At 67.4% G+C, this 23,330-nt stretch carries 22 protein-coding genes and 1 riboswitch; of the genes, 9 read left to right on the top strand and 13 right to left on the bottom strand.

From position 1 onward, the window contains the following. The first annotated feature begins 24 nt into the window (after positions 1 to 24). Positions 25 to 1,548, top strand: a complete 1,524-nt coding sequence (locus tag ACTHQX_RS14695; RefSeq protein WP_440158192.1) for a glycoside hydrolase family 32 protein — start codon at positions 25 to 27, stop codon at positions 1,546 to 1,548. Between the two features lie 132 nt (positions 1,549 to 1,680). Here ACTHQX_RS14695 and ACTHQX_RS14690 read toward each other — a convergent pair whose 3' ends face one another. Next, positions 1,681 to 2,274 carry a DUF5655 domain-containing protein gene (locus ACTHQX_RS14690; RefSeq protein ID WP_440158191.1) on the bottom strand — a complete coding sequence of 198 codons (594 nt, stop codon included), beginning with the start codon at positions 2,272 to 2,274 and terminating at the stop codon, positions 1,681 to 1,683. A 57-nt stretch (positions 2,275 to 2,331) separates the two neighbouring features. Continuing rightward, complete coding sequence (locus tag ACTHQX_RS14685; protein ID WP_236805430.1) at positions 2,332 to 2,844, bottom strand: COG4315 family predicted lipoprotein; 513 nt, start codon at positions 2,842 to 2,844, stop codon at positions 2,332 to 2,334. A 192-nt stretch (positions 2,845 to 3,036) separates the two neighbouring features. Here ACTHQX_RS14685 and ACTHQX_RS14680 point away from each other — a divergent pair, with 192 nt between their 5' ends. Together ACTHQX_RS14680 and ACTHQX_RS14675 are read left to right on the top strand one after the other, a co-directional pair. Further along, complete coding sequence (locus ACTHQX_RS14680; RefSeq protein ID WP_440158189.1) at positions 3,037 to 3,537, top strand: sigma-70 family RNA polymerase sigma factor; 501 nt, start codon at positions 3,037 to 3,039, stop codon at positions 3,535 to 3,537. Next, positions 3,534 to 4,217, top strand: a complete 684-nt coding sequence (locus tag ACTHQX_RS14675) for a zf-HC2 domain-containing protein (protein WP_440158188.1) — start codon at positions 3,534 to 3,536, stop codon at positions 4,215 to 4,217. Before ACTHQX_RS14680 ends, ACTHQX_RS14675 begins: the two co-directional genes overlap by 4 nt. 31 nt (positions 4,218 to 4,248) lie before the next feature. Here ACTHQX_RS14675 and ACTHQX_RS14670 read toward each other — a convergent pair whose 3' ends face one another. After that, on the bottom strand, positions 4,249 to 5,055 hold the full coding sequence (locus tag ACTHQX_RS14670) for a DUF1206 domain-containing protein (RefSeq protein WP_440158326.1): 807 nt from the start codon (positions 5,053 to 5,055) through the stop codon (positions 4,249 to 4,251). A gap of 105 nt (positions 5,056 to 5,160) precedes the next feature. Continuing rightward, positions 5,161 to 6,093 (bottom strand): tRNA (guanosine(46)-N7)-methyltransferase TrmB, encoded by a 933-nt coding sequence (trmB, locus tag ACTHQX_RS14665; protein ID WP_440158187.1) that lies wholly within the window; start codon positions 6,091 to 6,093, stop codon positions 5,161 to 5,163. A 185-nt stretch (positions 6,094 to 6,278) separates the two neighbouring features. On the opposite strand from trmB, the gene ACTHQX_RS14660 reads away from it, so the two are divergent. Both ACTHQX_RS14660 and ACTHQX_RS14655 read left to right on the top strand, forming a co-directional pair. Then, positions 6,279 to 7,526, top strand: a complete 1,248-nt coding sequence (locus ACTHQX_RS14660; RefSeq protein WP_440158185.1) for an FAD-dependent oxidoreductase — start codon at positions 6,279 to 6,281, stop codon at positions 7,524 to 7,526. 667 nt (positions 7,527 to 8,193) lie between these two features. Beyond that, complete coding sequence (locus ACTHQX_RS14655) at positions 8,194 to 9,456, top strand: MFS transporter (protein ID WP_440158325.1); 1,263 nt, start codon at positions 8,194 to 8,196, stop codon at positions 9,454 to 9,456. Positions 9,457 to 9,526: 70 nt separating this feature from the next. On the opposite strand, the gene ACTHQX_RS14650 is transcribed toward ACTHQX_RS14655, so the two are convergent. Further along, positions 9,527 to 10,813, bottom strand: a complete 1,287-nt coding sequence (locus ACTHQX_RS14650; protein WP_440158183.1) for an MFS transporter — start codon at positions 10,811 to 10,813, stop codon at positions 9,527 to 9,529. A gap of 24 nt (positions 10,814 to 10,837) precedes the next feature. Further along, positions 10,838 to 12,151: a M20 metallopeptidase family protein gene (locus ACTHQX_RS14645; protein ID WP_440158182.1), complete on the bottom strand. Its 1,314-nt coding sequence runs from the start codon at positions 12,149 to 12,151 to the stop codon at positions 10,838 to 10,840. A gap of 100 nt (positions 12,152 to 12,251) precedes the next feature. On the opposite strand from ACTHQX_RS14645, the gene ACTHQX_RS14640 reads away from it, so the two are divergent. Beyond that, positions 12,252 to 13,325 (top strand): Lrp/AsnC family transcriptional regulator, encoded by a 1,074-nt coding sequence (locus tag ACTHQX_RS14640; protein WP_440158181.1) that lies wholly within the window; start codon positions 12,252 to 12,254, stop codon positions 13,323 to 13,325. Between the two features lie 2 nt (positions 13,326 to 13,327). Beyond that, a complete protein-coding gene (locus tag ACTHQX_RS14635; protein WP_440158179.1) occupies positions 13,328 to 14,752 on the top strand; it encodes an MFS transporter in 1,425 nt (474 codons plus the stop codon). A gap of 141 nt (positions 14,753 to 14,893) precedes the next feature. Here ACTHQX_RS14635 and ACTHQX_RS14630 read toward each other — a convergent pair whose 3' ends face one another. Both ACTHQX_RS14630 and cycA read right to left on the bottom strand, forming a co-directional pair. Next, complete coding sequence (locus tag ACTHQX_RS14630; RefSeq protein ID WP_440158178.1) at positions 14,894 to 15,577, bottom strand: SAM-dependent methyltransferase; 684 nt, start codon at positions 15,575 to 15,577, stop codon at positions 14,894 to 14,896. Between the two features lie 121 nt (positions 15,578 to 15,698). Then, a complete protein-coding gene (gene cycA / locus ACTHQX_RS14625; protein WP_440158177.1) occupies positions 15,699 to 17,195 on the bottom strand; it encodes a D-serine/D-alanine/glycine transporter in 1,497 nt (498 codons plus the stop codon). A 721-nt stretch (positions 17,196 to 17,916) separates the two neighbouring features. Between cycA and ACTHQX_RS14620 the strand changes: the two genes are divergently transcribed. Continuing rightward, a complete protein-coding gene (locus tag ACTHQX_RS14620) occupies positions 17,917 to 19,770 on the top strand; it encodes a DEAD/DEAH box helicase (protein ID WP_440158176.1) in 1,854 nt (617 codons plus the stop codon). Between the two features lie 113 nt (positions 19,771 to 19,883). On the opposite strand, the gene ACTHQX_RS14615 is transcribed toward ACTHQX_RS14620, so the two are convergent. The 5 genes from ACTHQX_RS14615 to ACTHQX_RS14595 form a co-directional block, all read right to left on the bottom strand. Continuing rightward, on the bottom strand, positions 19,884 to 20,534 hold the full coding sequence (locus tag ACTHQX_RS14615) for an MBL fold metallo-hydrolase (RefSeq protein WP_440158174.1): 651 nt from the start codon (positions 20,532 to 20,534) through the stop codon (positions 19,884 to 19,886). Between the two features lie 27 nt (positions 20,535 to 20,561). After that, on the bottom strand, positions 20,562 to 20,945 hold the full coding sequence (locus ACTHQX_RS14610; protein ID WP_440158173.1) for a DMT family transporter: 384 nt from the start codon (positions 20,943 to 20,945) through the stop codon (positions 20,562 to 20,564). Then, a complete protein-coding gene (locus ACTHQX_RS14605; protein WP_440158172.1) occupies positions 20,945 to 21,268 on the bottom strand; it encodes a DMT family transporter in 324 nt (107 codons plus the stop codon). Before ACTHQX_RS14605 ends, ACTHQX_RS14610 begins: the two co-directional genes overlap by 1 nt. A gap of 9 nt (positions 21,269 to 21,277) precedes the next feature. Then, positions 21,278 to 21,344, bottom strand: a riboswitch (guanidine-III (ykkC-III) riboswitch). A 70-nt stretch (positions 21,345 to 21,414) separates the two neighbouring features. Next, entirely contained in the window at positions 21,415 to 21,945 is a 531-nt protein-coding gene (locus ACTHQX_RS14600) for a ferritin (RefSeq protein ID WP_236805413.1), read from the bottom strand. A 43-nt stretch (positions 21,946 to 21,988) separates the two neighbouring features. Continuing rightward, positions 21,989 to 22,627: a HutD/Ves family protein gene (locus ACTHQX_RS14595; RefSeq protein ID WP_440158171.1), complete on the bottom strand. Its 639-nt coding sequence runs from the start codon at positions 22,625 to 22,627 to the stop codon at positions 21,989 to 21,991. 105 nt (positions 22,628 to 22,732) lie between these two features. Here ACTHQX_RS14595 and ACTHQX_RS14590 point away from each other — a divergent pair, with 105 nt between their 5' ends. Then, positions 22,733 to 23,329, top strand: a complete 597-nt coding sequence (locus tag ACTHQX_RS14590; protein WP_440158170.1) for a phosphoribosylanthranilate isomerase — start codon at positions 22,733 to 22,735, stop codon at positions 23,327 to 23,329. Position 23,330 lies beyond the last annotated feature (1 nt).

Genomic DNA, 23,330 nt, shown 5'->3' with positions numbered 1-23,330 from the left:
CTCTTCCTAGTTCGAAAGCGAACCATGACTTCCCTGAATGCAACGCCAGCCCTCGACTGCCGCTACCGCCCCAAATGGCACTACGCGGCCGAGCGCAACTGGCTCAACGACCCGAACGGGCTGGTGTACTCCAACGGGGTGTACCACCTCTTCTACCAGCACAACCCGCTCGGCGACGTGTGGGGCAACATGTCCTGGGGCCACGCCACCTCGGCGGACCTGCTGACCTGGGACGAGCAGCCCGTGGCCATCCCGTGCGACGAGCAGGAGGCCATCTTCTCCGGATCAGCCGTGGTGGACACGCTGAACACCAGCGGTTTCGGCGTCGGGGGAGTGCCGCCGCTGGTGGCGGTCTACACCAGCGCCTACTCCCCGGCGTCGCCGCTCGCCGGGCGGCAGGCGCAGTCGCTCGCGTACAGCACCGACGACGGCGCCACCTGGACCAAGTACGCTGGGAACCCCGTGCTGGACCGCGCGTCCGCTGACTTCCGCGACCCCAAGGTCTTCTGGTACGACGGCGATGCCGGCAGCTACTGGGTGATGGCCGCCGTCGAGGCCGTCCGGCGTGAGGTGGTGCTCTACAAGTCCGCCGACCTCAAGTCGTGGGAGCACCTGAGCACCTTCGGTCCTGCCAACGCTACGGGCGGGGTCTGGGAATGCCCGGACCTGTTCGAACTGCCCGTGGACGGCGATCCCGGGAACACCCGGTGGGTCCTCGTGGTGAACCTGAACCCCGGCGGGATCGCCGGCGGCTCGGCGGGCCAGTACTTCCTGGGAACGTTCGACGGCGTGACGTTCAGTTCTGAAACCACCGTCACCGAGGGCATGCAGACCGACGACACCCGGATGCCCGACTACGGCTGGCTCGACTGGGGACGGGACTACTACGCCGCCGTCTCGTTCAGCAACGCCCCCGGCGGGCGCCGTCTCATGATCGGCTGGATGAACAACTGGCAGTACGCGGCTTCGACACCCTCGCAGGGCTGGCGCAGCGCCATGTCGCTGGTCCGCGAGGTCCGGCTGGAGACCCGGGCGGGGCGCCCTGCGCTGATGCAGGCTGCGGTGGACCCGTTCGCGGCTTCGGGGACGGAGGTGTTCGGTGCCGGGCCGGCGCCGCTTGCGGACGGCGTGCAGTGGCTGCCCGTGGAGGCATCCGGGGATGTGCTGCGCATCGACGCCGAAATCCGTCCCGGGACGGCAGGCAAGGTGGGGCTGGTGCTGCGTGCCGGCGAGGCCGACGGCGTGCAGGAGCGGACGGTGCTGACCTACTCTTCGCCGTCGGGCGAGCTCACTTTGGACCGGACGGCGTCGGGGAACGTCGGGTTCCATGCCGACTTCCCGTCCGTGGAGTGCGTGCCCGTTTCGCTGGACAGCAGCGGCCTGCTGCGGCTCACGGTGTTCCTGGACCGCTGCTCTGTGGAGGTCTTCGCCCAGGACGGACTGGTAACCATTACGGACCAGATCTTCCCCGCGGAGTCCAGCACCGCCGTCGGGCTGCTGGCCGAAGGTGACGGCGCCACCCTGGTAAGCCTCAGCATCACCGGCTAGTTCCTCAAACATATGCAACGCGGGGTCACTTACAGCCCAATAACCGCTCCGGAACGGGCTGTAAGTCCCCACCCGCTCCCTAGCCTCGCAAGCTCGGCGAGGGAACCCGGCGGGCGTGGGCCCAGGCCACGGTCAGCTGTTCTGCCCAAGTGCCGTCTCGAGGATGTCCAGGAATTCCTGGTCCACATCCTCTTCCGACATGAGCCGGACCTTGCGGTCGAAGAAATCGCCCGCACGGACCTTGACCGCCTTGAGGCGCTCCCCAATTGGCGCCTCAATGCGGAGAGTAACGTCCACTGATGTGCGGTTCGCCCGCGTCACCTGCGCGAACTTCCGGCGGCTGGTGTGCAGCGATACGTAGCCTTTGCGCATCTGGATCTCCACGCCCGGATGGGCTGCGGCCCATGCCAGGAGGGTGTTGGCGATGGGCCGCAGGTTCGGATGGTCCGTGTACTGGCCATCAAGGAGTTCGTCGGCGTCCCGCAGCATGAACTCGGGATAGCCGAACATCTCCCAGGACACGGCGTATTGGGCGTAGCCGGTGATTCCGTGCTCGGTGCGCATCCATTCGCGCAGCTCGGTATCGCTCTTCACTCCGGCGGAGTGTCCTCGCTCCGCCCACCAAAGGACGTCGTGTCCTGACTTCCGCAGCAGCAGTGCCTGGTTGCTGTCCACCATGGACTTCCAGGTTCTTGCCGCTGATTTCAAATTGTGTGGATCCGCCATGCTCCGATGGTAGTGCCGGCACCTCCGTCAGAGGTGCCGGCCCCAAACCTGCGGGCTTTACTTGATCATCGTCCCGTCGGGTGCCACGAGGTACCAGACGTTGCCGACGCCCTGGCCGGTGATGTCGCCGGGGGCCTTGTCCTTCTCCCACAGGTAGACGGGCATGCCATTGACCGTCACCTGCTTCTTGCCGTCCGGCGTATCAATTGTGCCAACCGTCCCCGTTACACCCTCGACCTTGGGGGTGTCCGTGGCAGCAAACACCGGAGGCCACTTCACGAGGCAGTCGCCGGTGCAGTTGCTCTTGCCGGAGTCCTTCACGTCCTTCGTGAAGTAGTAGACGCTCATGCCTTTGCCGTCCACCAGGATGTCACCCTTGCTGGACGACGCGGTCTTCAATTCGACCGTGGCGCTGTCGCTGGTGGCCGACGCGCTTGCGGTGGTCGCCGGCGACTCGCTGGCCGGGGCGGCCGCCGAGGTGGTGGTGGTTGTGCCGGATCCGCCGCCACAGGCCGTCAGTGAGGCGGCAAGGGCCATAACTGCAAGGCCAACGCTCAGTTGCTTCTTCATGTGCTGCTCCTTGGCTCGGGCCGGCAGACTGAGAGACCGGCGCTATCTGGAATGACGCACAAAGGTGAAGAATGGTTCAAAGAAAATCTGACGCTGGCTGGAATTGAACTTTTCGCCACCTGCCGGCGTCGTATTTGCCAGAAAGGCCGGCCCTCGGAGCCGACTTTATAGGTCATTGCAGGGAGGCCGAAGGTGCCGCTGGATGAGGATTTGGTTGCAGCGATATACCGCGAGCACGGAACGGCGCTGCGCCGGTTTGTGCTCAGCGCCTCCCGCGACCCGCATCTTGCCGACGACATCGTGCAGGAAACAGTGCTTCGCGTCTGGCAACAGGCGCCCACGGTTACGGGCAGCATGCGCAGTTACCTTTTCCGGACTGCCCGGAACATCATGATCGACAACTACCGGAAGGCCCAGCGCCGGCCGGTGGAAGCCGAGGACCGTGAGGTTGCGGATCCGGAGGAAGCCACGGGGCGGGTTGACGACCTGCTGAACAAGGTGCTGATGGAGGAAGCGCTGCTCCGGCTGAGCGCGGAGCACCGTGATGTTCTGGTGGCCCTGCACTACCGGCGGTTCACGGTGGGCGAGGCTGCGGTCCAGTTGAACATTCCGAGCGGAACGGTGAAATCCAGGGCTTTCTACGCGGTGAAGGCCCTGCGAACAATACTCGATGAAATGGGTGTGGAACGGTGAACGGCAAGGAAGTCCATGAGCTGCTGGGGGCATACCTGCTGGGAGGGCTCGACGACGCAGAGAGGCTCCGCTTCGAGGACCACCTCAAGCAGTGCGGCACCTGCCGCAGCGAACTGTCAGACCTGGAATCCCTGCCGGGACTGCTGGATGCCGTGCCGGTCCCGGACGCCGTGGCGCTCGCCGTTCCGGCGGCAGGCCGGCCCGGCTCCGAAGCCGCGTCACCTGCCCCGTCCCCCGTCCCCCAGCCGATACTGGACCAGCTGGCGGCACGCCGTCGTAATTCCCGACGGCGGCTGACGGCCCTCGTTGGGGTGGTGGCCGCGGCCTGCCTCGCCCTGGGATTTGCGGCGGCGCCCCTCTTTGACCCCGCCGACAAGCCCGATGCCAGCTATTCGGTCAAAGCCGATACCGGGATGCAGGTCACGGTGGGAATGGTCAAGAAAACCTGGGGCACCGAACTGGCCGTCGATGGACGGAGTCTGCCCCAGAACGGCCGGCTTTCACTGTGGGTGAAGGACCGTGCCGGGGTTGCGGACCGGGCCTGCGCGTGGATGGCGACGCCCAGCGGAAGGGTTCGTGTCACCAGCGCGACGCCGCTGCAGTACACAAGCATCGCCAGCGTCGAACTGCGGAACGACCGGCAGCAGACCATTGCCGTCATTGCCGTACCCGGAACCTGACGGACCCGCCTGACTCACATTTGTGGCGAGCTCACATTTTGGCGAGCCGCGCCCGCACCACCGTGTAGGCCCCGTAACAAATAAGTCCGGCGCCCACCGCGGCCAGCACGTACACACCGTAAGGCTGTTCCCGCAGTGCGCGGAGCCCGCCGTCAAGACCTGTCGACTGCTCGGGGTGGACGGTGACGGTGGCGATGACCACCAGCAGGCCCGTCACAAAGAGGGCCACGCCCTTGGCCACATAGCCCACCATCCCGAGGGCAGTGACCGCTTTGCGCGCGCCCGGCCCTGACGGCGGATTGATGTGCTTCTCAAAGGACTTTTTGAACCCGCGGACCGCGTAGATGATCCCCACGACGGCCACCCCCGCACCGATCAGCACCAGGAGCAGGACGCCGCCCGGTGCCTTCATCAGATTGACCGTGAAGTCACTGGTTGATTCCCGGTTGTCCTTGCCGGCGCCGCGCGCGAAAGCGGCCAGCGTGAATGCCAGCCCGGCATACACGACAGCCTGCGCTGCGGCCTGCAGTTTCTTGCCGGCCTTGTGCTTGGTGGGCAACCGCTCGAAATCGAAAATCGCATCGCCGGCCTGCCACAGGGCCAGCGCCACACATCCGGCAAAGCTGCACCACAGAAGCACCGGGCCGGCCGGCTGGCTGGCAAGTTCGGCGACGGCGCCGCTCACATCAGCGCGGCCGCCACGGCCCCGGGCGAGCCCGAAGGTAATGAGGCCGACCAGGATATGGAGCACGCCGCTCACGGCAAATCCGCCGCGCGCCAGCATTTCGAGGGGCTTCGAGTTCGTGACGTCCTCGGCCCTGCCGGCTGCGCTTCTCAGTTCTCGTTTGATGATCGTTCCTTCGCGCCGGCAGCTGCTGTGGCACTGCGCCACACGCTTATCGTGCCACGGCGTGGCGCCGGGGAACAGAGGCCCCGGACGGGGTTAAACCCGCCGGTAGCAGAGGTCGAAAATCATGCGCCCGGCTTCGTGCGCCTTGCTCTCGAAGCTGGTGCGGATACGGCCCTCGAAGCGGGGCGCCCACCCGCCCCTTTCGTCGATGCCCTCGTTGGGTCCCGTGTGTTCCGTGCTCACGGGCGCCCGTCCTTCCTTGACCGGCGCGCCGCCCACCAGCGACTCGACGCCGGTCTGCCACACGTGGGTGAGGGGGCTTTCGGGACCGCTGCGCTCGCCGTTGTGAAGGTTTTCGAACGCCTCCGATCCGGCGAGGACGTCGCGCACATGCACGGCATAGTTGGACCAGTCTGTGGCGATGCGCCAGAGGCCGCCCGGCTTCAGGGCCTTCGCGGCGAGCTCGGCGAATTCGGGCTGGATCAGGCGGCGCTTGTGGTGCCGGGACTTGTGCCAGGGGTCCGGGAAGAAAACCCACAGCTCGCTGACCGAGCCGGCCGGGAGCATGGTGGCCAGGACCTCGGGAGCGTTCGCCTCGACGACCCGCACGTTGGTCAAGCCACGGCTGTTGATCTTGATCATGGTGTTCGCCAGGCCGGGGGTATAGACCTCCACGGCGAGGAAGTCCGTGTCCGGGTTTTCCTCCGCGGCATGGCAGACGGCATCGCCCAGGCCTGAGCCGATCTCCACGATCAGCGGTGCCTTGCGCCCGAACTCGGCTTCGGCATCAAACGTGTAGTCGGGGTGGACCGAGGTGTTGGCAATATGGCGGGGCACGTCGATGGCCCATCGGCCCGAGTGCTCTTCCCAGGCCGCCTGGCGGCGCCCCTGCAGCCGGGTCCCGCGGCGGACGAAGCTGACCGGCCGTCCGCCGTAGGTTCCGTAGGATGCCTGGCTTCCCGGCGTGACTGGCCGGGGCTGGTTCGGGTCGGCCGACGGCTGGGGGGATTCGGGAGATTCGCTCATCCCTTCCAGAATACCGGCGGTTTTTGGCGGCCTATGCCAGTTACGCCGTGCAGCAGGGCGGCGTACAGTGTTGCTATTCCGCCGGCTGCCCAAGGGAAACGGTCATCAGCCGCCGCCCGTCCCTAGGGACGTTTTCCCGCCGTGACGGCGGATGAATGCAAAACAACGCAGCTTCAGGAAACGCCATGGAACCATCTGCATCCCTCGCTGAACCCGCGAATTCACCGGGCACCATAGCCATCCTCGGTGCGGGACCGGCAGGGCTGGTACTCGCAATCTCCCTTGCCCGGCGCGGGTTATCTGCCACCGTCATCGAACGCGACGTCCCTCCAGACATTGCACCGCGCTTCAATCCTGACCGTTCCTACACCATCGACATCTCGGGCCACGGGCTCAAGGCACTCCGCCACATCGAGGCCGTGGCCGAGTTCGACCGCCGCATGTTCCGTTTTAAGGGCCTCAAAATCCCGGGTCGTGGAACGGAGGAGTGGACATTGCCCGGGTGGACCGGATCGCGGGGCGACATCCTCCGGGCGCTTATGGCGGTCCTCGACCGATATCAGGACAGGGTGGCACTCGAGTTCGAAACAAACGTGGAAGGCGTCGACCCAGTCACAGGTTCACTGACATCCCGGCAACGATCCGGGGAATCGAACATCAGGACCTTCGGCCTGCTTGTTGGGGCCGACGGGGCCGGATCCACAGTTCGGTCGGCGCTTCAGGCCCGAATTCCCGGGTTTACGGTCACTTCCAGGTCCTTTCCCAACTACTGCACGATGATTGAGCTCGATAACGTCGGGGACCGGCTGGACAAGAACTATCTCCACGGACTTTCGACCCGGCCCTTCTGCGTGGCAGGCGCCATAAAAGGTGATGCCGGGCAGGAGTCGGCCCGGTGGTTCTGTGCCATCGGAACCAAGGAGAAGATCCGCTTCTCTGGCACGGAGGAGGCGCGCAGATTTCTGCGGACGCGGTGTCCCCGGGTTTTTGAATTCGCTGGCGACGAGCAGGTATCGGCCTTCGCCAGCCGGACGTGCTACCACATCGGACGCAGCCTGACCTGTTCCCAGTTCCATGGCGGCAAAGCAGTCCTGATCGGGGATGCAGCCGCGCCTTACCCGCCGATCGGACAGGGAGTGAACGGGGCCATGGAATCAGCCATGGTCCTGGACCAGTGCATCCGGGACACCGGCAGTTCGCCGGATCGGTTGCCGCATGGAGCCGAAACGTACACGGAACGGTGGAAGCCGGAAGCCGACGCGGTGTCCTGGATCAGTGAACGAAGCCTCTTCGAAAACCGGTTCCACACGGTCCGTGCGCTTGCCACGTCGATGCTGGGCCTGAGCATCTTCGAGCAGGCCAAAAGTGCGGATGTGCCCTACTCCCAGGTCCGCCGCCGCGCCGAGCGCCTGTGGCCGCTCTGGGCGCACTGACCCGGTCGATGGGTGAGGATGGGCTTTCAGGTGGGAGGCTGCCGGTTCCCTTAGTATCCACGCACGATCGCAGGCAAGAGGATGAAGACGGCCTCCAAGCTTGCGAGTAAGAGGCCGGCAGCGCCGGTTCTGAATCCCGTGGAATGCAGAGGTCCCCGTCCCAGTGCGATGAGCCCAAAAATCAGGGAGAGCAACGTAAGCATCACCGGCGCCGTAAAGAAAACAGCGCTTGCGACCCATTCCCTGCCGCTTCGTCCGCTGTCCGGACGCGTGACCAACGAAACGAACGCGGCAGGAAACATCGTCACCGCCGCGCTGGGCAAGGCCAGCGCACCACACACGAGGCTGGCCACGCCCATGCCCGAATCGTCAGGCGGCCGGTAGCCTAAACGGCGTCCGGACGGTTGACCTCTGGAGTCCGGTGTTTTCTGAAAACTCATGTTTCTCCTCGCGGACTCAGACCGCTGGCGGATCAGATCTGCACGTGCTGACCAGACTATTGGCCGCCGGATGCAGGAGATACCGTCCTGGGTCCTTATGTGGATAACCCCCACGTGGGGAGGCGCGGTCCGGTGCCCGTCCTGGCCCTCGACCGGTCAGCACAGCACAGCGCGACTGCAAGAATGGGCGGGTGATCGATGCCCAGAATTCCCGCAGCCACGGCAGCCTGCCGCAGCGCCCAGCCGTTAGCCCGGACACCCTCGTGGATGCAGAGGCCGACGACGTTCCCGCCGCCGAACCCACCCGTGTGGCCGGCCGCCGGGAGTTGGCTTACCTGGGCCTATGCCTGGTGCTGATCGGACTGAACCTCAGGACTGTGTTCTCCAGTTTTTCGGCGGTGCTTCCCGAGGTGACGTCCGACGCCGGCCTGCCCGGCTGGGCAGTGGTGGTGCTGACCACGGTTCCCGTCACCCTGCTCGGCGTTTTCGCGCCGCTGGCCCCGGTCCTGGCCCGCCGGTTCGGCGCCGAACGGGTTCTGCTGGGCGCCATGGCGGTCCTGACGGCCGGTCTGCTCCTGCGGCCGGCCGAGGTCCCGAGCGCCGGGCACCTGCCGGCGCTGTTCGCCGGGACGGCGGCGTGCGGTGCCGCGATTGCGCTGTGCAACGTGCTGCTGCCCGGTCTGGTGAAACGGGACTTTCCGCACCGGCTCGGCCTGATGGGCGGGCTCTACACCACTGCCATCTGCGCCTCCGCCGCCCTGGGCGCCGGCTTCACCTACCCCGTTTTCAGCGTTACCGGCCAGTGGACGTCGGCGCTGTGGTTCTGGGCGGCACCGGCCGCCGTCGTACTTCTGCTCTTCCTGCCGGTGGCCATACGACAGCGGCACGGACAGCACAAAGCGGTGCGGGACGGCGTGAACGTGTGGCGCTCGGCGGTGGCCTGGCAGGTCACCATCTTCATGGTGCTGCAGGCGATGATGTCTTTCAGCGTCTTCGCCTGGCTCGCGCCTATCCTGCGCGAGCGCGGGGTGGACGGCGGAACAGCCGGGCTGATTGTGTCCGTGTCCATCGTGCTGCAGATGCTGGGCTCGCTGTTCGCTCCGGCGCTCGCCGCGCGGTTCCGTGACCAGCGGATGATCAATACCGTGGTGGCGCTCATGACCGGCGGCGGCTTTGCCCTGAGCATCTTCGGCCCGCTTGAGCTGATCTGGGTGTGGACGGGCCTGCTGGGGCTGGGCCAGGGAAGCCTCACCGCATGCGCCTTGACGATGATCATGCTCCGCACCCGCGACGGACACACCGCAGCCCACCTCTCCGGCATGATGCAGGGGGTGGGCTACGGGCTTGGTTCCACCGGCACGCTGCTGGTGGGTCAGTTGCACCAGGGCACCGGGTCCTTCGCTGCAGCGGGGCTCCTCTTCCTGACGGTGGGAATGCTCGCGGCGGTGTTCGGCTACCGGGCGGGGCGGGACAAGTTCATCGGCGACTGAGACCCCCATGTAAGTAGCAGCAGAGGGCGTTCCCAGCCGTGGGAACGCCCTCTGCTGCTACCTAGTTGGGTCAGTGCGCCAGGTCCTTGCCCTTGGTTTCGGGGATGGTGAAGATGAACGCGACGCTGATGGCCAGCAGCACCACCGCGTAGACGTTGAACAGGTCCGGCATGTGGATGGTGGTGCCCAGCCACTGCTGCAGGTACGGCGCAGTGCCGCCGAACACCGCCACGCAGATGGAGTACGGTACACCCACGCCCACCGTGCGGATGCTCGTGGGGAACAGCTCGGCGTACACGGCCGGAACGATGGCGGCGCTCGCGGCGATGAAGATGAGCATCACGGACATGCCCAAGGCCAGCTGCCAGGCGGAATCCTTCAACAGCCACGTCATCGGGAAATGCATGACGGCGGAACCGATTGCGCCGGCCCACAGCACCTTCTTGCGGCCGATCCGGTCGGACAGCTTGCCCCAGACCGGAAGCGCGGCAATGAACACGATGTTGCCGATGACGCCGGCCCAGAGAGCCTCGCCGCGGTCGATCTTCAGCGCAGTCGTGGCGTAGCTGGGAGCCACCACACCCCAGATGTAGTAGATGACCGTCAGGCCCACGGTCAGGCCGATCACCTGCAGCGCCTGCTTGCGGTACCGGACAATCTGCGGCCAGAGCGGGGCGCGCTTCTCCGTGGCGGTCTCGCCCTCGAAGACATCCGTCTCGTGCAGCCGGGACCGCATGATCAACGCGTACAGGCCCATCGCGGCTCCGATCAGGAACGGGATGCGCCAGCCCCAGGCGTTCATGACCTCCGTGGTCAGTGCCATGTTCAGGACGGCGCCCAGCAGGGTGCCGAACAGGATCCCCACCGTGCCGGAGGTGTAAATTAGCGTCGCCCAGAAGCCGCGGTGTTCCCGGGGCGCCATCTCGGAAAGATACGTTTGCGACGACGGCAGCTCGCCACCGTGGGCCAGGCCCTGGACCAGCCGGGCCACCAGGAGCATCAGCGACGCGAACGCCCCGACACTGGCAAAGGTGGGGGCAATGCCGATCATGAGGCTGCCCAGCGACGCCAGGCCGACGGCGAGCGTCATGGACGCCTTGCGGCCCACCCGGTCACCGATCCAGCCGAACAGGAAACCGCCGAAAGGACGGGCAACAAACCCGACGGCGAAGATCGCCAGCGTGGACAGCACAGCCGAGGCTGGGTCCGACTTGCTGAACAGCTGGCTGGCGATGAACGGGGTGAAGGTGGCGTAGATGGCCCAGTCGTACCATTCGACGGCGTTTCCGATGCCGGTGCCGATGATGGTCTTACGGGTCGTGATCCTGCCCTCTTGGGCGTTGATGATGGCGGTCATGGTTGTCTCCCTGGAATGGGCGGGCTAAAGAGCCGGAACGGAAGCGGGGACCCGGGCGCCGGCGGCGGCCAGAGCATCCAAGCGGTTGATGGCGAGTTCGGCGTAGAGCGCGGCCCCGTCAGCCAGAACGCCGTCGTCGAACGTTGCGTACGGCGAGTGGTTGAACGGGGAAGTGGCGTGGTCCGCGTCCCGGGGGACGGCGCTCAGCCCGACAAACGTGCCGGGCACCTCGGCGAGGACCCGGGAGAAGTCCTCGGAGCCGCTGAGCGGCGTGGCCCACCGCGAGAGCCTCGAGTCGCCGAACAGTTCGGTGATGACGTTTTCCGCGGTGTGTGTCTCGTCCTGGTCAGTGATGGTGAGGGGGTATTCCCGCTGGTAGTCCACGTCGACGTCGAGGCCGTGTGCCGCCGCGATGCCCTTGAGCAGCCGCGGGACGGCATCCATCATCCGCTGCCGGTTCTCCTCGGAGAACGTGCGGATGGTGGCCTCGATGCGCGCCGATTCCGGGATGACGTTTCGCTTGGTGCCCGCATGGAGGACGCCGACGGAGAGGACCACGGGATCGAACATGTTGAACTGGCGCGTGACCATGACCTGCAGGGCCGTGACCATCTCGGCCGCGGCCGTCACCGGATCCTTGGCCGAATGCGGGGCGGAGCCGTGGCCGCCGGCGCCGAGCACGGTAACCACCAGGCCGTCGGAGGCACTGAGCATCACGCCGGGCTTGGTGCAGAACGTCCCGTGCGGCTCGAGGGAGGAGAAGACGTGCATGCCATAAGCCGCGTCGACGCGCCGGCCGGGGGCGTCCAGGACGCCTTCGCGGATCATGTAGCTCGCGCCGTCGAAGCCTTCCTCGCCGGGCTGGAACATCAGTACGACGTCGCCCGCCAGCCGGTGCCGCCGCTCGGCGAGGAGGGTGGCCGCGCCGGTGAGCATGGCAGTGTGGAGGTCATGGCCGCAGGCGTGCATCGCGCCGTCGATGGTGGAGGTGTAGCCGACGCCGGTCGTCTCCTGCACGGGAAGCCCGTCCATATCCGCCCGGAGGAGCACGGCGGGCGGGAGCACAGCAGGCGGGAGCACGGCAGGCGGGAGCACAGCAGGCGCGGTGCCTGCGGCGCCAGCGGAAGCGCCGCCGTCGTAAGCCCCGCCGCGGAGAACTGCGGTGACCGACGTCGTCTCCTTGCCCAGCGTGATTTCATACGGCAGGCCCTCCAGGGCCTTCAGCACCTTCTCCTGCGTCCGCGGCAGCTGCAGTCCGATTTCGGGTTCCCGGTGCAGGCTGTGGCGGAACCGGGCAAGGTCTTCCTGCATATGGCGGGCGTCTGCGGCTATCGGCACGTGTTCTCCTCGTTGGTGGTCCGGTGCTGTGGGTCTATTCTGGAGTGGCCTGCTTCACATTCCGCCGAAGTGCTGGAAAGATGCAAAAGCCCCGGCCAATATGCAGGATTCATGCAGGGCCCGACCGAAGGGAGGACCGCTGGACGTCACGGAGGAAGACCTCGCGCTGATCAACGCCCTGCAGATCGCACCACGGCTGAGCTGGGCCGACGCCGCGGAGGTCCTGGGTGTGCACGCCACCACCCTGGCCGCGCGGTGGGAGCGCCTTACCGCCGCCGGTGCCGCCTGGGTCACGGCTCATCCGATGGGGGATCCGCAGAAGATGTGCCTCGCCTTCGTTGATGTCGAGTGCGAGCTCCACCGCCGGGCAGAGGTCACCCGGGCACTGGCGGCGGTGCCCGAGATCGTCACCGTGGAGGAGGCAGCGAGCAACCGGGACCTGATGCTGACGGTCATCACCGGCTCCCTGCAGCACTTCACCGCTGTGGCGTCGAAGCTGCACGCCATCGAAGGGCTGGTCAAGTACCAGACTTCGCTGGCCACACGGCTGCACACTGGCGCCTACGCCTGGCGCATCAACGTCCTCAACCGGAGCCAGCTCCAGGCGCTCCGGGCGCTCGCCGGTCCCGAGGCCGCAGGGTCGGCACCCTCGGCGGCGGTGGGGGAGCCGCTGCCCGCCAGCCACCTGGCGATCCTGCCGTTCCTGTCGACGGACGGCAGAGCGACGGCAGCGGAAATCGCCCGGGCTCTGGACCGGCATCCGGCCACAGTGCAGCGCCAGCTGAACAGGGTGCTTGCCAGTGGTGCCCTCTCCTTCCGCTGCGAGATTGCGCAGAGGTATTCGGGCTTCCCTGTCACCTGCCACTGGTTTGCCAACGTCCCGCCGGGCCAGCATGAGGCGGCGGCCGAGGAGCTCCGCAGTTTCCGGAACGTGCGGCTGAGCGCCTCCACCACCGGGCGCACCAACTTCGTCATCATCATGTGGCTGCAGTCGCTCGCTGATGTCATGACTGCTGAGCTGGCCCTTCAGCAGCGCATCCCGGGCATCGAGCTGGTGGAGAGCGTGGTCATGCTGAGGACGGTCAAAAGGGTGGGCTGGATGCTCAACCCCGATTCGACGGCCAGCGGTGACGTTGTCGCCGTGACCACCGGCGCCCCTGAGCTGGTGGGCTGACCGTGCACGAATCTGCAGTGTCCGCCCCGCCCGGCGCCGGAATCCTCCACCGGCCTTACGTGCTGGTGACGGTGGGGGCGTGCGCCCTGGTGTTTCTCGCCGCGTTCGAGTCCCTCGCCGTCACCACCGTCATGCCCGTGGTGAGCCGGGAGCTTGGCGGGGCCAGCCTGTACGCGCTCGCCTTCGCGGGCCCGCTGGCCACCGGCGTGATCGGCATGGTGGGCGCCGGGAACTGGTCCGACCGGCGCGGACCGGTCGGCCCGCTGCTCGTCTCCGTGGCCGTCTTCGCGCTGGGATTGCTCGTGGCGGGGACAGCCGGCACCATGTCGGCGGTGGTGGCCGGCCGGCTGGTGCAGGGGTTGGGCGGCGGCGCCATGACGGTGGCCCTGTACGTGGTGGTGGCCAGGGTCTATCCGCCCGTCCTGCATCCCAAGATTTTCGCCGCCTTCTCCGCAGCGTGGGTCATCCCGTCCCTCGTGGGGCCATTCGCCGCCGGGCTTGTGGCCCAGCTGGCGAGCTGGCACTGGGTGTTCCTCGGAGTCGTGGTGCTGGTACTCCCGGCCCTGGCGATGCTCCTTCCCGCGCTGCGCGGCGTCCGGTCCGGCAACGCGAACGGGAACGGCAACGCCAACGGGAACGGCAGTGAGAACGGGAACGGTTCAGATGCTGCGGGTGACTCGGCCGGCTCGGCCCCCTGGGCGCTGGGACGGCTGGCCTGGGCGGCCCTCGCCGCGCTGGCGGTGCTGGGCCTCAACCTCTCCTCCGGATTTCCGGTGGCCGGACCGCTCCTGGCGGGAGCCGCCGTCGTGATTGCACTGCTGGCCGTCAGGCCGCTGGTGCCGCGCGGAACCCTCACCGCCCGGCGGGGCCTGCCCAGCGTGATCCTGATCCGCGGACTTGTTTCGGCCGGCTTCTTCGGTGCCGAGGTCTACCTGCCGTACCTGCTCGTGGAGCGCTACGCCTTCTCGCCCACGTTCGCCGGCCTCACCCTGACCGGCGGAGCCCTCGCCTGGGCCGCGGCGTCGGGCGTCCAGGGCCGTCTGGGCGGGCGGCTGGCCAGCCCGGCCGCCGTGCGGATCGGCTCGGTGATGGTGCTGCTGGCGATCGTCCTGGCGCTGGTGACGACGGCGCTCAGCTGGCCGGCCGCCGTCGCGATTGCCGGCTGGGTCCTTGCCGGCGGCGGCATGGGACTGGCGTATCCACGGCTGAGCGTGATGACGCTTGCACTTTCCACGCCGGACACGGAAGGCTTCAACAGCTCCGCGATGTCCATTTCCGACTCCCTGGGCGGTGCCCTCGCCCTCGCCGCCACGGGAATCGTGTTCACGGCGTTTACGACGACGGCGGCGTCCTTCGCCGGCGTCTTCGTGCTGACCGCGGTGATCGCCGCCGCCGCGGTCGCCATAGCGCCCCGCGTCGCCCACTAGCCTGGCCAGTCCAAGTTTTGGTCCAGATATTGCGAGTTAAACCCCCTCGAAGTCGCGGTAGGTGGACAAAAACTCCGGTGGGCACGTCAGATGCGGGGGAGGACCTTGTAGTACAGGTGGGTCACGGCGTACCACGATGGGCTAGGAGCGCGCCTGCAGGCGGGTGGCGCGCAGGACGGCGTCGGCGAGCGTGGCCAACTGCCCGTCCGGACCCGTGGCCTCCCGTTCCCGGCCTGCCGCAACCTCCACTCGCCAGCCGGGCGGGGCGATGCCGAGCTCGGCCGCGGCCTGCTCCGCAGTGAAGAACATCTCCGCACCCGCGTGGCCGTCGCCCTCGTGTGAATGGCTGTGCTCGTCCGATGCGCTCCGCCAGGGCGGCAGGCCGTCGGGATGGTGGCCGACGATCAGCAGTGTCCCGCCCGGTCGCACCGCATCAGCGGCCACCCCGTGCGGCCGCTGCCATGGGGCCTCGGTGGAATGCAGGAACTGGGCGGACACGAGGTCGAACTGCTCCTCCGGCGCCCATGCGTCGAGGTCGCGCTGCAGCCACGTGATGCGGTTCCCGGCCGCCGAATCCGCAGCGTGCTGCTTGGCCCGTTCCAGTGCGACGGCGGAAACGTCCACTGCGGTCACCGTCCAGCCCTGCTCAGCGAGCCACAGGGCGTCGGCGCCCTCGCCGCACCCCAGGTCCAGGGCAGTGCCGGGCTCCAGCCCGGTTGCCTCAGCCACCAGCTGCGGGTTGGGCCGGCCACTCCACACACGCGGCCTGCTGCGGTACATGTCGTCCCAATGGCGCGCGGCGCCGTCGTGCCCTTCGTGGTCCATGGGGATTACCCTGCCACAGAAACCGGGGGCCCAACCAGGGCAAAGAAAAACCGCGCCACGGACCACCGGGGTGGCTGCAGCGCGGTTTTCTGGGGTGCGGGGTGAACCAGGCCCGAAGGATCTAGGCCTGGCCGGAGCTCACCGCAGGCGCGGGGACGCTGGTGCCCTCGGCCTTCCATTCCTCGATCCGGGCCTGCTGCAGCGGCGTCTGGCGGTTGAAGTACCAGGCCGCGCCCAGCAGCAGGAACCACACCGGGGCAACCACCAGCGCGAGGCGGGTGTCCTCGGCCTGGGCCAGGGCTACGAGCATGAACACGAAGAAGGCCAGGACCACGTAGGGCATGAAGGCCGAACCCGGCATCTTGAAGGCGGACGCCGCGTGGAGTTCCGGCCGGCGGCGGCGGAACATGATGTAGCTGATGAGGATCATCGACCAGACGAACATGGTCAGCACCGAGGCCACGGAGGTGACGATGGTGAAGGCGCCGATCACGGAGTCGCCCGCGTACAGCAGGACCAGGCCGGCCAGCAGGAAGACGCAGGAGAACAGGAGTGCGTTCTGCGGAACCTTGCGGACGCTGAGCTTGCCGAAGGCCTTCGGGGCGTTGCCGTCCTGCGCGAGCCCGTAGACCATGCGCGAGGTGGAGTAGATGCCGGAATTGGCGCTGGAGGCGGCCGAGGTGAGGACGACGAGGTTGATCACAACGGCGGCGATGCCCAGGCCGGCGAGGGTGAACATGCCGATGAACGGGCTGCTGGCGGCGTCGATGCTGCGCCACGGGTTGACGGCCATGATGACCACCAGGGCGCCCACGTAGAAGAGCAGGACACGGATCGGGATCGAGTTGATCGCCCGGGGAAGGTTCTTTTCCGGGTCCTTGGTTTCGGCGGCTGCCGTGCCCACGAGTTCGATGCCGGCAAAGGCGAAGATGGCGATCTGGAAGCCGAGGATGAAACCGAACATGCCGTGCGGGAACATGCCGCCGTCGTTCCACATGTTCGCCAGGTTGGCCACCGCGCCGCTCGGCGAGGTGAAGTTGGTGGCGATCATGACCACGCCGGTGGCGATCAGGGCGAGGATGGCCACCACCTTGATGATGGCGAACCAGAACTCCGCCTCGCCGAAGGCCTTGACCGTGGGAAGGTTCAGCAGGATGAGGACCACGGGCGTGATCAGTGCCGGGATCCAGAGGGGAGTGCCCGGGGCCAGCTTGTCCACATAGCCGGCGATGGCCACGATGTCGGCCACACCCGTCACTACCCAGAAGAACCAGTAGGACCAGCCGGTGAAGAACCCAGCCCAGGGGCCAAGGATGTCGCCGGCAAAGTCGCTGAAGGACTTGTAGTTCAGGTTGGAGAGCAGGATCTCGCCCATGGCCCGCATGACGAAGAACAGCATGAAGCCGATGATCATGTACACGAAGATGACGGAAGGGCCGGCGAGGGAGATGGTCTTGCCGGAGCCCATGAACAGGCCGGTGCCGATGGCGCCGCCGATGGCCAGGAGCTGGATGTGGCGGTTGCCGAGTCCACGGGCGAGGTGCGGCTCCCTGCTTTGGCCGGATTCAGCACGCTCTGCGGACGGCTGATCGGAAATGCTGGTGGTGCGTTCAGACATCAAGTCTTCTTCCTTGTCACAGGTGCCGGCACGTCCGGGGAGTTGCCGTGCCGGCCGCGTCGGTCCGCCATGGATGTGACGGAACTAACAGTTGGGATGGTGTTAAGACTATGAGCGGCGGGACGCGGCAGGGGGTGCAACCGCCACCCGCACTGCTCGGCAGCGGACGGGCTGGGTGTCCCCGTACCGGGCGGAGTGGTCCGCCAGAAAAGCGCATTCCTGCAGTCCAGCCGGTGGTTAGCCGCGCTGGCAGGAAATTCGCACTGAGGGCGAAGCGCCGCAATAGTCTTCGACATATGTCCAGCATGCCAGTCCCAAATGTCGCCCATTGTTGTCCGTGAGCTGCATCACGCCTTGCCGGGCGGTGCCGAGAGGGGCAAGAGCCGCGGCCGGCGACGGGTTGAGGCCGCAAAGGGGGCAGCGAAAGTTCCGGCATAGGCGGCAGCAAGCGGGGCGGGAATGGCTGGCGGGGCCCTGATGGTAGACTGGTGGGACTTGATGTGCAGTGATGCCCGCTTTGCTCTGAAACTTGGAGAGTGGGCTTTTTTCATGTGAGAGGCACATCCTGCGTCGATGAACGCTATTGGTCCCGGCGGCCGCTGTTTGAACTCTGGCAGCAGCCCGGTTGATCACCTGACTTTTCTTCGGCGACCCCCTGAGCCAACCGGCGTCGGGGGCCGATATCCGCTGGATACCGCCTGAAAGACCCTGATAAACGCATATGACTACTTTTGCTGCCCTCGGCACGCCCAAGGCACTCACCGAAATCCTGGCCGCCCAGGGCATCGAATCCCCGTTCCCCATCCAGGTCAAGACCCTGCCGGACACCCTGGCCGGCCGCGACGTTCTGGGCCGTGGCCGCACCGGCTCCGGTAAGACCATCGCCTTCGCCATCCCGCTGGTGGCCCGCCTCGCCGAGCGCGAAGCCGCCTACTTCCGCAAGCCCGGGCGCCCCATGGGCCTGGTCCTGGCGCCCACCCGTGAACTGGCCACCCAGATCAACGCAACGATCGAGCCGCTGGCCAAGGCCATGGGCCTGAACACCACCGTGATCTACGGCGGCATCTCCCAGGCCCGCCAGGAGAAGGCGCTGCGCGCCGGCGTCGACATTGTCATCGCCTGCCCGGGCCGGCTGGAGGACCTGATCCGCCAGCGCATCCTGACCCTCGAGGCCGTCGAGGTGACGGTGCTGGACGAGGCCGACCACATGGCCGACCTCGGCTTCCTGCCCGTGGTCAAGAAGCTCATGGACATGACCCCGAGCCAGGGCCAGCGCCTGCTGTTCTCCGCCACGCTGGACAACGGCGTGGACAAGATCGTCCAGCGCTACCTGTCCAACCCGCTGACCCACTCCGTGGACGATCCGCAGGCCGCCGTGACCACCATGGAGCACCACGTGCTGGTGGTCAACGACCAGACCGTCAAGAAGCAGCTGATCGTTGAACTGGCGTCCGGCGCCGGCCGCCGTGTGCTGTTCATGCGCACCAAGCACCACGCCCGCAAGCTGGCCAAGACCCTGACCGACGCCGGAATTCCCGCCGTCGACCTGCACGGCAACCTGTCGCAGAACGCCCGCGACCGCAACCTTGCCGAGTTCTCCTCCGGTGACGTCCGCGTCCTGGTGGCCACCGACGTCGCGGCCCGCGGCGTCCACGTCGACGACGTCGAACTGGTCATCCACGTCGACCCGCCCACCGAGCACAAGGCGTACCTGCACCGCTCCGGCCGCACCGCCCGTGCCGGCTCCGACGGCACCGTGGTCACGCTGACCCTGCCCGAGCAGCAGACGGACGTCAAGAAGCTCATGAAGGCTGCCGGCGTCGAGGTCAGCTTCGAGCGGGTCACCGCAAGCTCGCCGATCGTTGCCGAGCTGGTGGGCGCGATCGCCGACAAGGTTGACCCTCGGACCCGTGCGGCTCTCCTCGCGGCGAAAGCTCCGCAGCAGGGTGCCGGCAAGTCCACCGGCGCCAACGCCGAGCGCAAGCGCGCACGCCGCCAGGCATCACCCACGGCCGGCGGCCGTGGCGGCCGTGGCGGCCGCGGGCGGGTTTCCGCTGAGGCTCCGCGCACGGACCTGCCCCGTGCCGAGCGCCGGGCCGCGGCCTACGAGGGCCGCACCGAAGCTCGTGCGGCTGCCGACCGCGTCGCCGAGCAGAACGAGGACCGCGCCACTGCGGCAGCTGCTGCCCGCCGCAACGCACGTGGCCGTGGCACTGCGTCCACGCACCGCAACGATGTGCCTGCGGCTGGTGGCCGTTCATCGGCCGGACGCGGTTCGGACGGACGGTCCGAGTCCCGCTTCACCCGCAGCGAATCCCCCCGTGGCGGCACCGGCCGTCCGGCCAGCGGCGGCCAGCGCAGCGGACGTCCCGCCACCGGGCAGCGCGCAGCGGCCGGCAGCAAGGCCGGCGGCAACGCTCCGGTCTGGTCCTCCACCACCGGTGGCACGTCGGGCGGCTCATACTCGGGTGGTTCCTCGTCGGGCGGCAGCGGCCGCTCCGGTGACGGACGTCCGGCCCGGAAGGCCCCGCGCCGCGCGTCGGCCCCGGCGTCGAACGAGCGCCGCGGCCGCTAATACCTGGCCGACGACACGCCAAGTCACTGGCGACACGCAAAATGCCGGTCGCTACGGGAATTCCCGTAGCGACCGGCATTTTGCGTAGCGCAGGTCACTGAGCGCAGCGCCAGCTACCAGCCGCGGGCGCGCCACTCCTCAAGGTGCGGCCGCTCGGCGCCGAGCGTGGTGGGCTTGCCGTGGCCCGGGTGCACCACGGTGTCATCCGGGTAGACGCCGAAGATCCGCTCGGTGACGTCCGTGAGCAGCTGGTTGAACCGCTCGGGGTCCTTCTGCGTGTTGCCCACGCCGCCAGGGAAGAGGGAGTCGCCGGAGAAGATGTGGGCCGGTCCCTCCGGGTCCTGGTAGACGAGCGCCACCGAGCCGGGGGTGTGGCCGCGCAGGTGGACGGCGGTGACGTCGAACCCGTCGAAGTTCCCGACGTCGCCGTGGTCCAGCAACAGGTCCACCGTCACAGGCAGTTCCGGGGCGTCGTCCGTGCCCGCGGCGGTCTTGGCTCCGGTGGCTTCAACGAGGCCCGGCAGTGCGCGCACGTGGTCCCAGTGCTGGTGCGTGGTGGCGATGAGCGCCAGCTTGGGCTCGCCTGGGGTGTCCGCCGTGGCATCCGCCAGCAGGCTCTGGATGGCCGGCAGCTCATCCGCGGCGTCAATCAGCAGCTGCGCTCCGGACCCCTTTGCCGTCAGTAGATACACGTTGTTGTCCATCTCGCTGACCGAGATCCGGCGGATGGTGATGTCCCGAAGTGAGTGAATGAGCGTGTCCATGAGGCCAGTCTAGGGATGAGACCCAGCCTAGGGAGGCGAACCGGCCCCGCGCTGAGTCCCGCGCTGGCGGGCAGAACCGGCCGGCAGCATCTTGAGTCCGGCCGCGCATCCCACAATCCCCGCGATGAACAGCAACTTGAGCAGGCTGAAGGGCTCGACGCCGGTGGCCATGGCCCAGCCGACCGTCAGCGCCGCGCCGATCCCCACCCAGACGGCGTAGGCGGTGCCGAGCGGGATGTGCTTCACCGCCATGCCCAGGCCCTGCATGCTGAACGCGGCCGTCACCACGAAAACAACGGTGGGTAGTGGCCGGGTCAGGCCGTCGGACAGGCCCAGTGCCGTCGCCCAGACGGCCTCCAGGACGGCAGAGGCGAGCAGGATAATCCACGCTGTGGCAGGCTTCGTGAGCATCAGGCCACCACCTTCAGGCCAACCACGCACGCGGCGATACCGGCCAGCAGCAGGAGCCGCGCCGCCGTCGGCCGTTCTACTTTGGCGACGATCGCGTAGGCGGAGGTCAACACCACGCCCACGCCCACCCACACTGCGTAGGCGGTGCCGGTGGGAATGGACTGCATGGCGATGCCGAGGCCTGCGGTGCTGGCCACGATCGCGACCAGGAAAAGTGCTCCGGCCGCCATCCGGCGCCGGCCGGAGGACTGGGACGCCCGGTGCAGCGCTGCCGCCCACACCGCCTCGAGGGCACCTGAAAAAATGAGGATGAACCACGACATGACAGATCCTTTGGCCAGTCTTGTCGCGCACCGGGTACTGAACCGTCGTCCGGAGGTCCGCGGAAGGGGACCTTGGTTTTCACCCTAGCAACGCCCGACGGCGGCAGCCACCGTTGGTGGCAAAGCTCACCGCCAGCGGCCCCCGGTCAGAGGGCGCCGCCGGCCGCCTCCGGCGCTGCGGCATCGCGGCCGCCGTCGCCGATGGTTTCCCGGGCGACAAAGTTCTCGATGTCGAAGGTGTTGTCCGCCCGTTCGGCGATGTTCAGGAGGGTGGTCATCGAGGCGACTTCCTCCACCTGCTCTTTGAGGAACCAGAGCATGAACTGCTCGCCGAGGGCGTCATCCTCGGCCCGGGCTGCGCGGAAGAGGCTTTCGATGCTGCGGGTGACTTCCTTCTCCTGCTGCAGCGCGAGTGCCAGCGGGTCCGTGACGGAGGCGAAGTCGTTGCGGACGGCGGGCACGCCGGGGATGCTGACGGAAACGCCGCGGTCCACCATGTACTGCACCATCATCATGGCGTGGTTGCGTTCCTCCACCGACTGCCGGTAAAAGTACCTGGCGAGTTGGGGGAGATCCTGGTTGGCGAACCAGACGGCCACGGCAATGTACTGCTGCGAGGCTGCGAATTCGTTGCCTATCTGCAGCAGCAGGAGGTCGCTGAATTTTGACTTGGTCATGGCACCGAGTCTAGGGTCCGGCACCTCCTGCGGACCAGAGCTGTTAGCTGGCCACGGGATCGATGGACACCACGGCCAGGAACCCGCGGCCCAGGATTTCCGGTGTTGGGCTGTCCGAGCCCACCACTGAGTCGTAGCGGTTGAGCGCCACGGGCGCGCCGTCCTGCCCGCCGCCACTGTCCTGCCCGCCGCCACTGTCCTGCCCGGCATTCCCAGGACTGACCGCTGCCTGGCCCTGCAGCAGGATGCCCAGCTGGCCCTCGAACACGGGATGGGCCCGCTTCTTGGACAGCTCCACGATGGAGGTGTACGCCTTGAAGGCGCCCTCCCGGGCGATGACGTTGAGGTTGCGGACATCCCCTGTGGGCAGGGCCGAGGAGGAGGCCGCACCGCCGGAAAACCGGAAGGGCCTGTACTTTTCGAGCGGGTGCTCGGTCCCGTCCACGGCCAGCAACAGCAGCTCGCCCTCGACCACGGTCAGCAGTCGTTCCATCCCCGGAAAGGGGGAATACTCCCCGGCACTGGTGACGTCGGCGATGCTGACCCTCCAGTCCCACGCGCCGCCGTCCGATGACGTGGCCCCGGCTGAAGCGCCCCCGGCTTGGCTGGCGAGCTCGCGGGTGACACCGCCGCCGTTGCGCCAGGGCTGGGGTTTGAGGTCGGCGAAGCGGATGATCTGCATCTGACCAGCCTATCTGCGCGTTGCCCGCACGCTCTTTCCCCGCGTAAAGTCGGCGACGGATCGCTGCAGAAAGTGGTCGACGCTTTCAACAACAAGGAGCCGGGAATGTTCGTCAAAGTCTGCGGCCTGAGCACGCCTGAATCTGTCCGGGAGGCCGTGGAAGCCGGAGCGGACGCCGTCGGCTTTGTCCTGACGGCCAGCCCCCGGGTGGTGTCACCGCATCTGGCCACCCAGCTGGTGAAGGCTGTACCGGAGGGTGTGGCCGCCGTCGGCGTCTTCCGCTCCGAATCGGCCGCCGACGCGGTGGCCATCGCCCGCGCCGCGGGACTGGGCTGGATCCAGCTTCACGGTGACCGCACACCGGATGACGTCAAAACAGCGCACGACGCCGGCATGAAGGTCATCCGCGCCGTCACCATGGGTGCCGTACCGGACGCGTTTGCCGACTGGGGCGAGGAACTGCTGCTGATCGACGCCGCGGTTCCCGGTTCCGGCGAGGCCTGGGACTACGGTTCCGTGCGCGCCAAAGGCCTGGCGGGACGGCAGTGGCTCCTGGCTGGCGGCCTCGATCCCGCCAACGTGTCCGAAGCCGCCCGTGACGCCGGGGCGTGGGGCGTGGACGTCTCGTCCGGCGTCGAACAAAGCAGGGGAGTGAAGGACCTGGCCAAGATCAGGGCCTTCGTGACGGCAGCCAAAGGCTGAC

Origin of the sequence: Arthrobacter sp. SAFR-023 (genome assembly GCF_051965295.1) — a bacterium.
Lineage (GTDB): Bacteria > Actinomycetota > Actinomycetes > Actinomycetales > Micrococcaceae > Arthrobacter.
The sequence above is the reverse complement of the archived record's forward strand: the minus strand, read 5'-3'. Positions and strand labels throughout refer to the sequence as shown.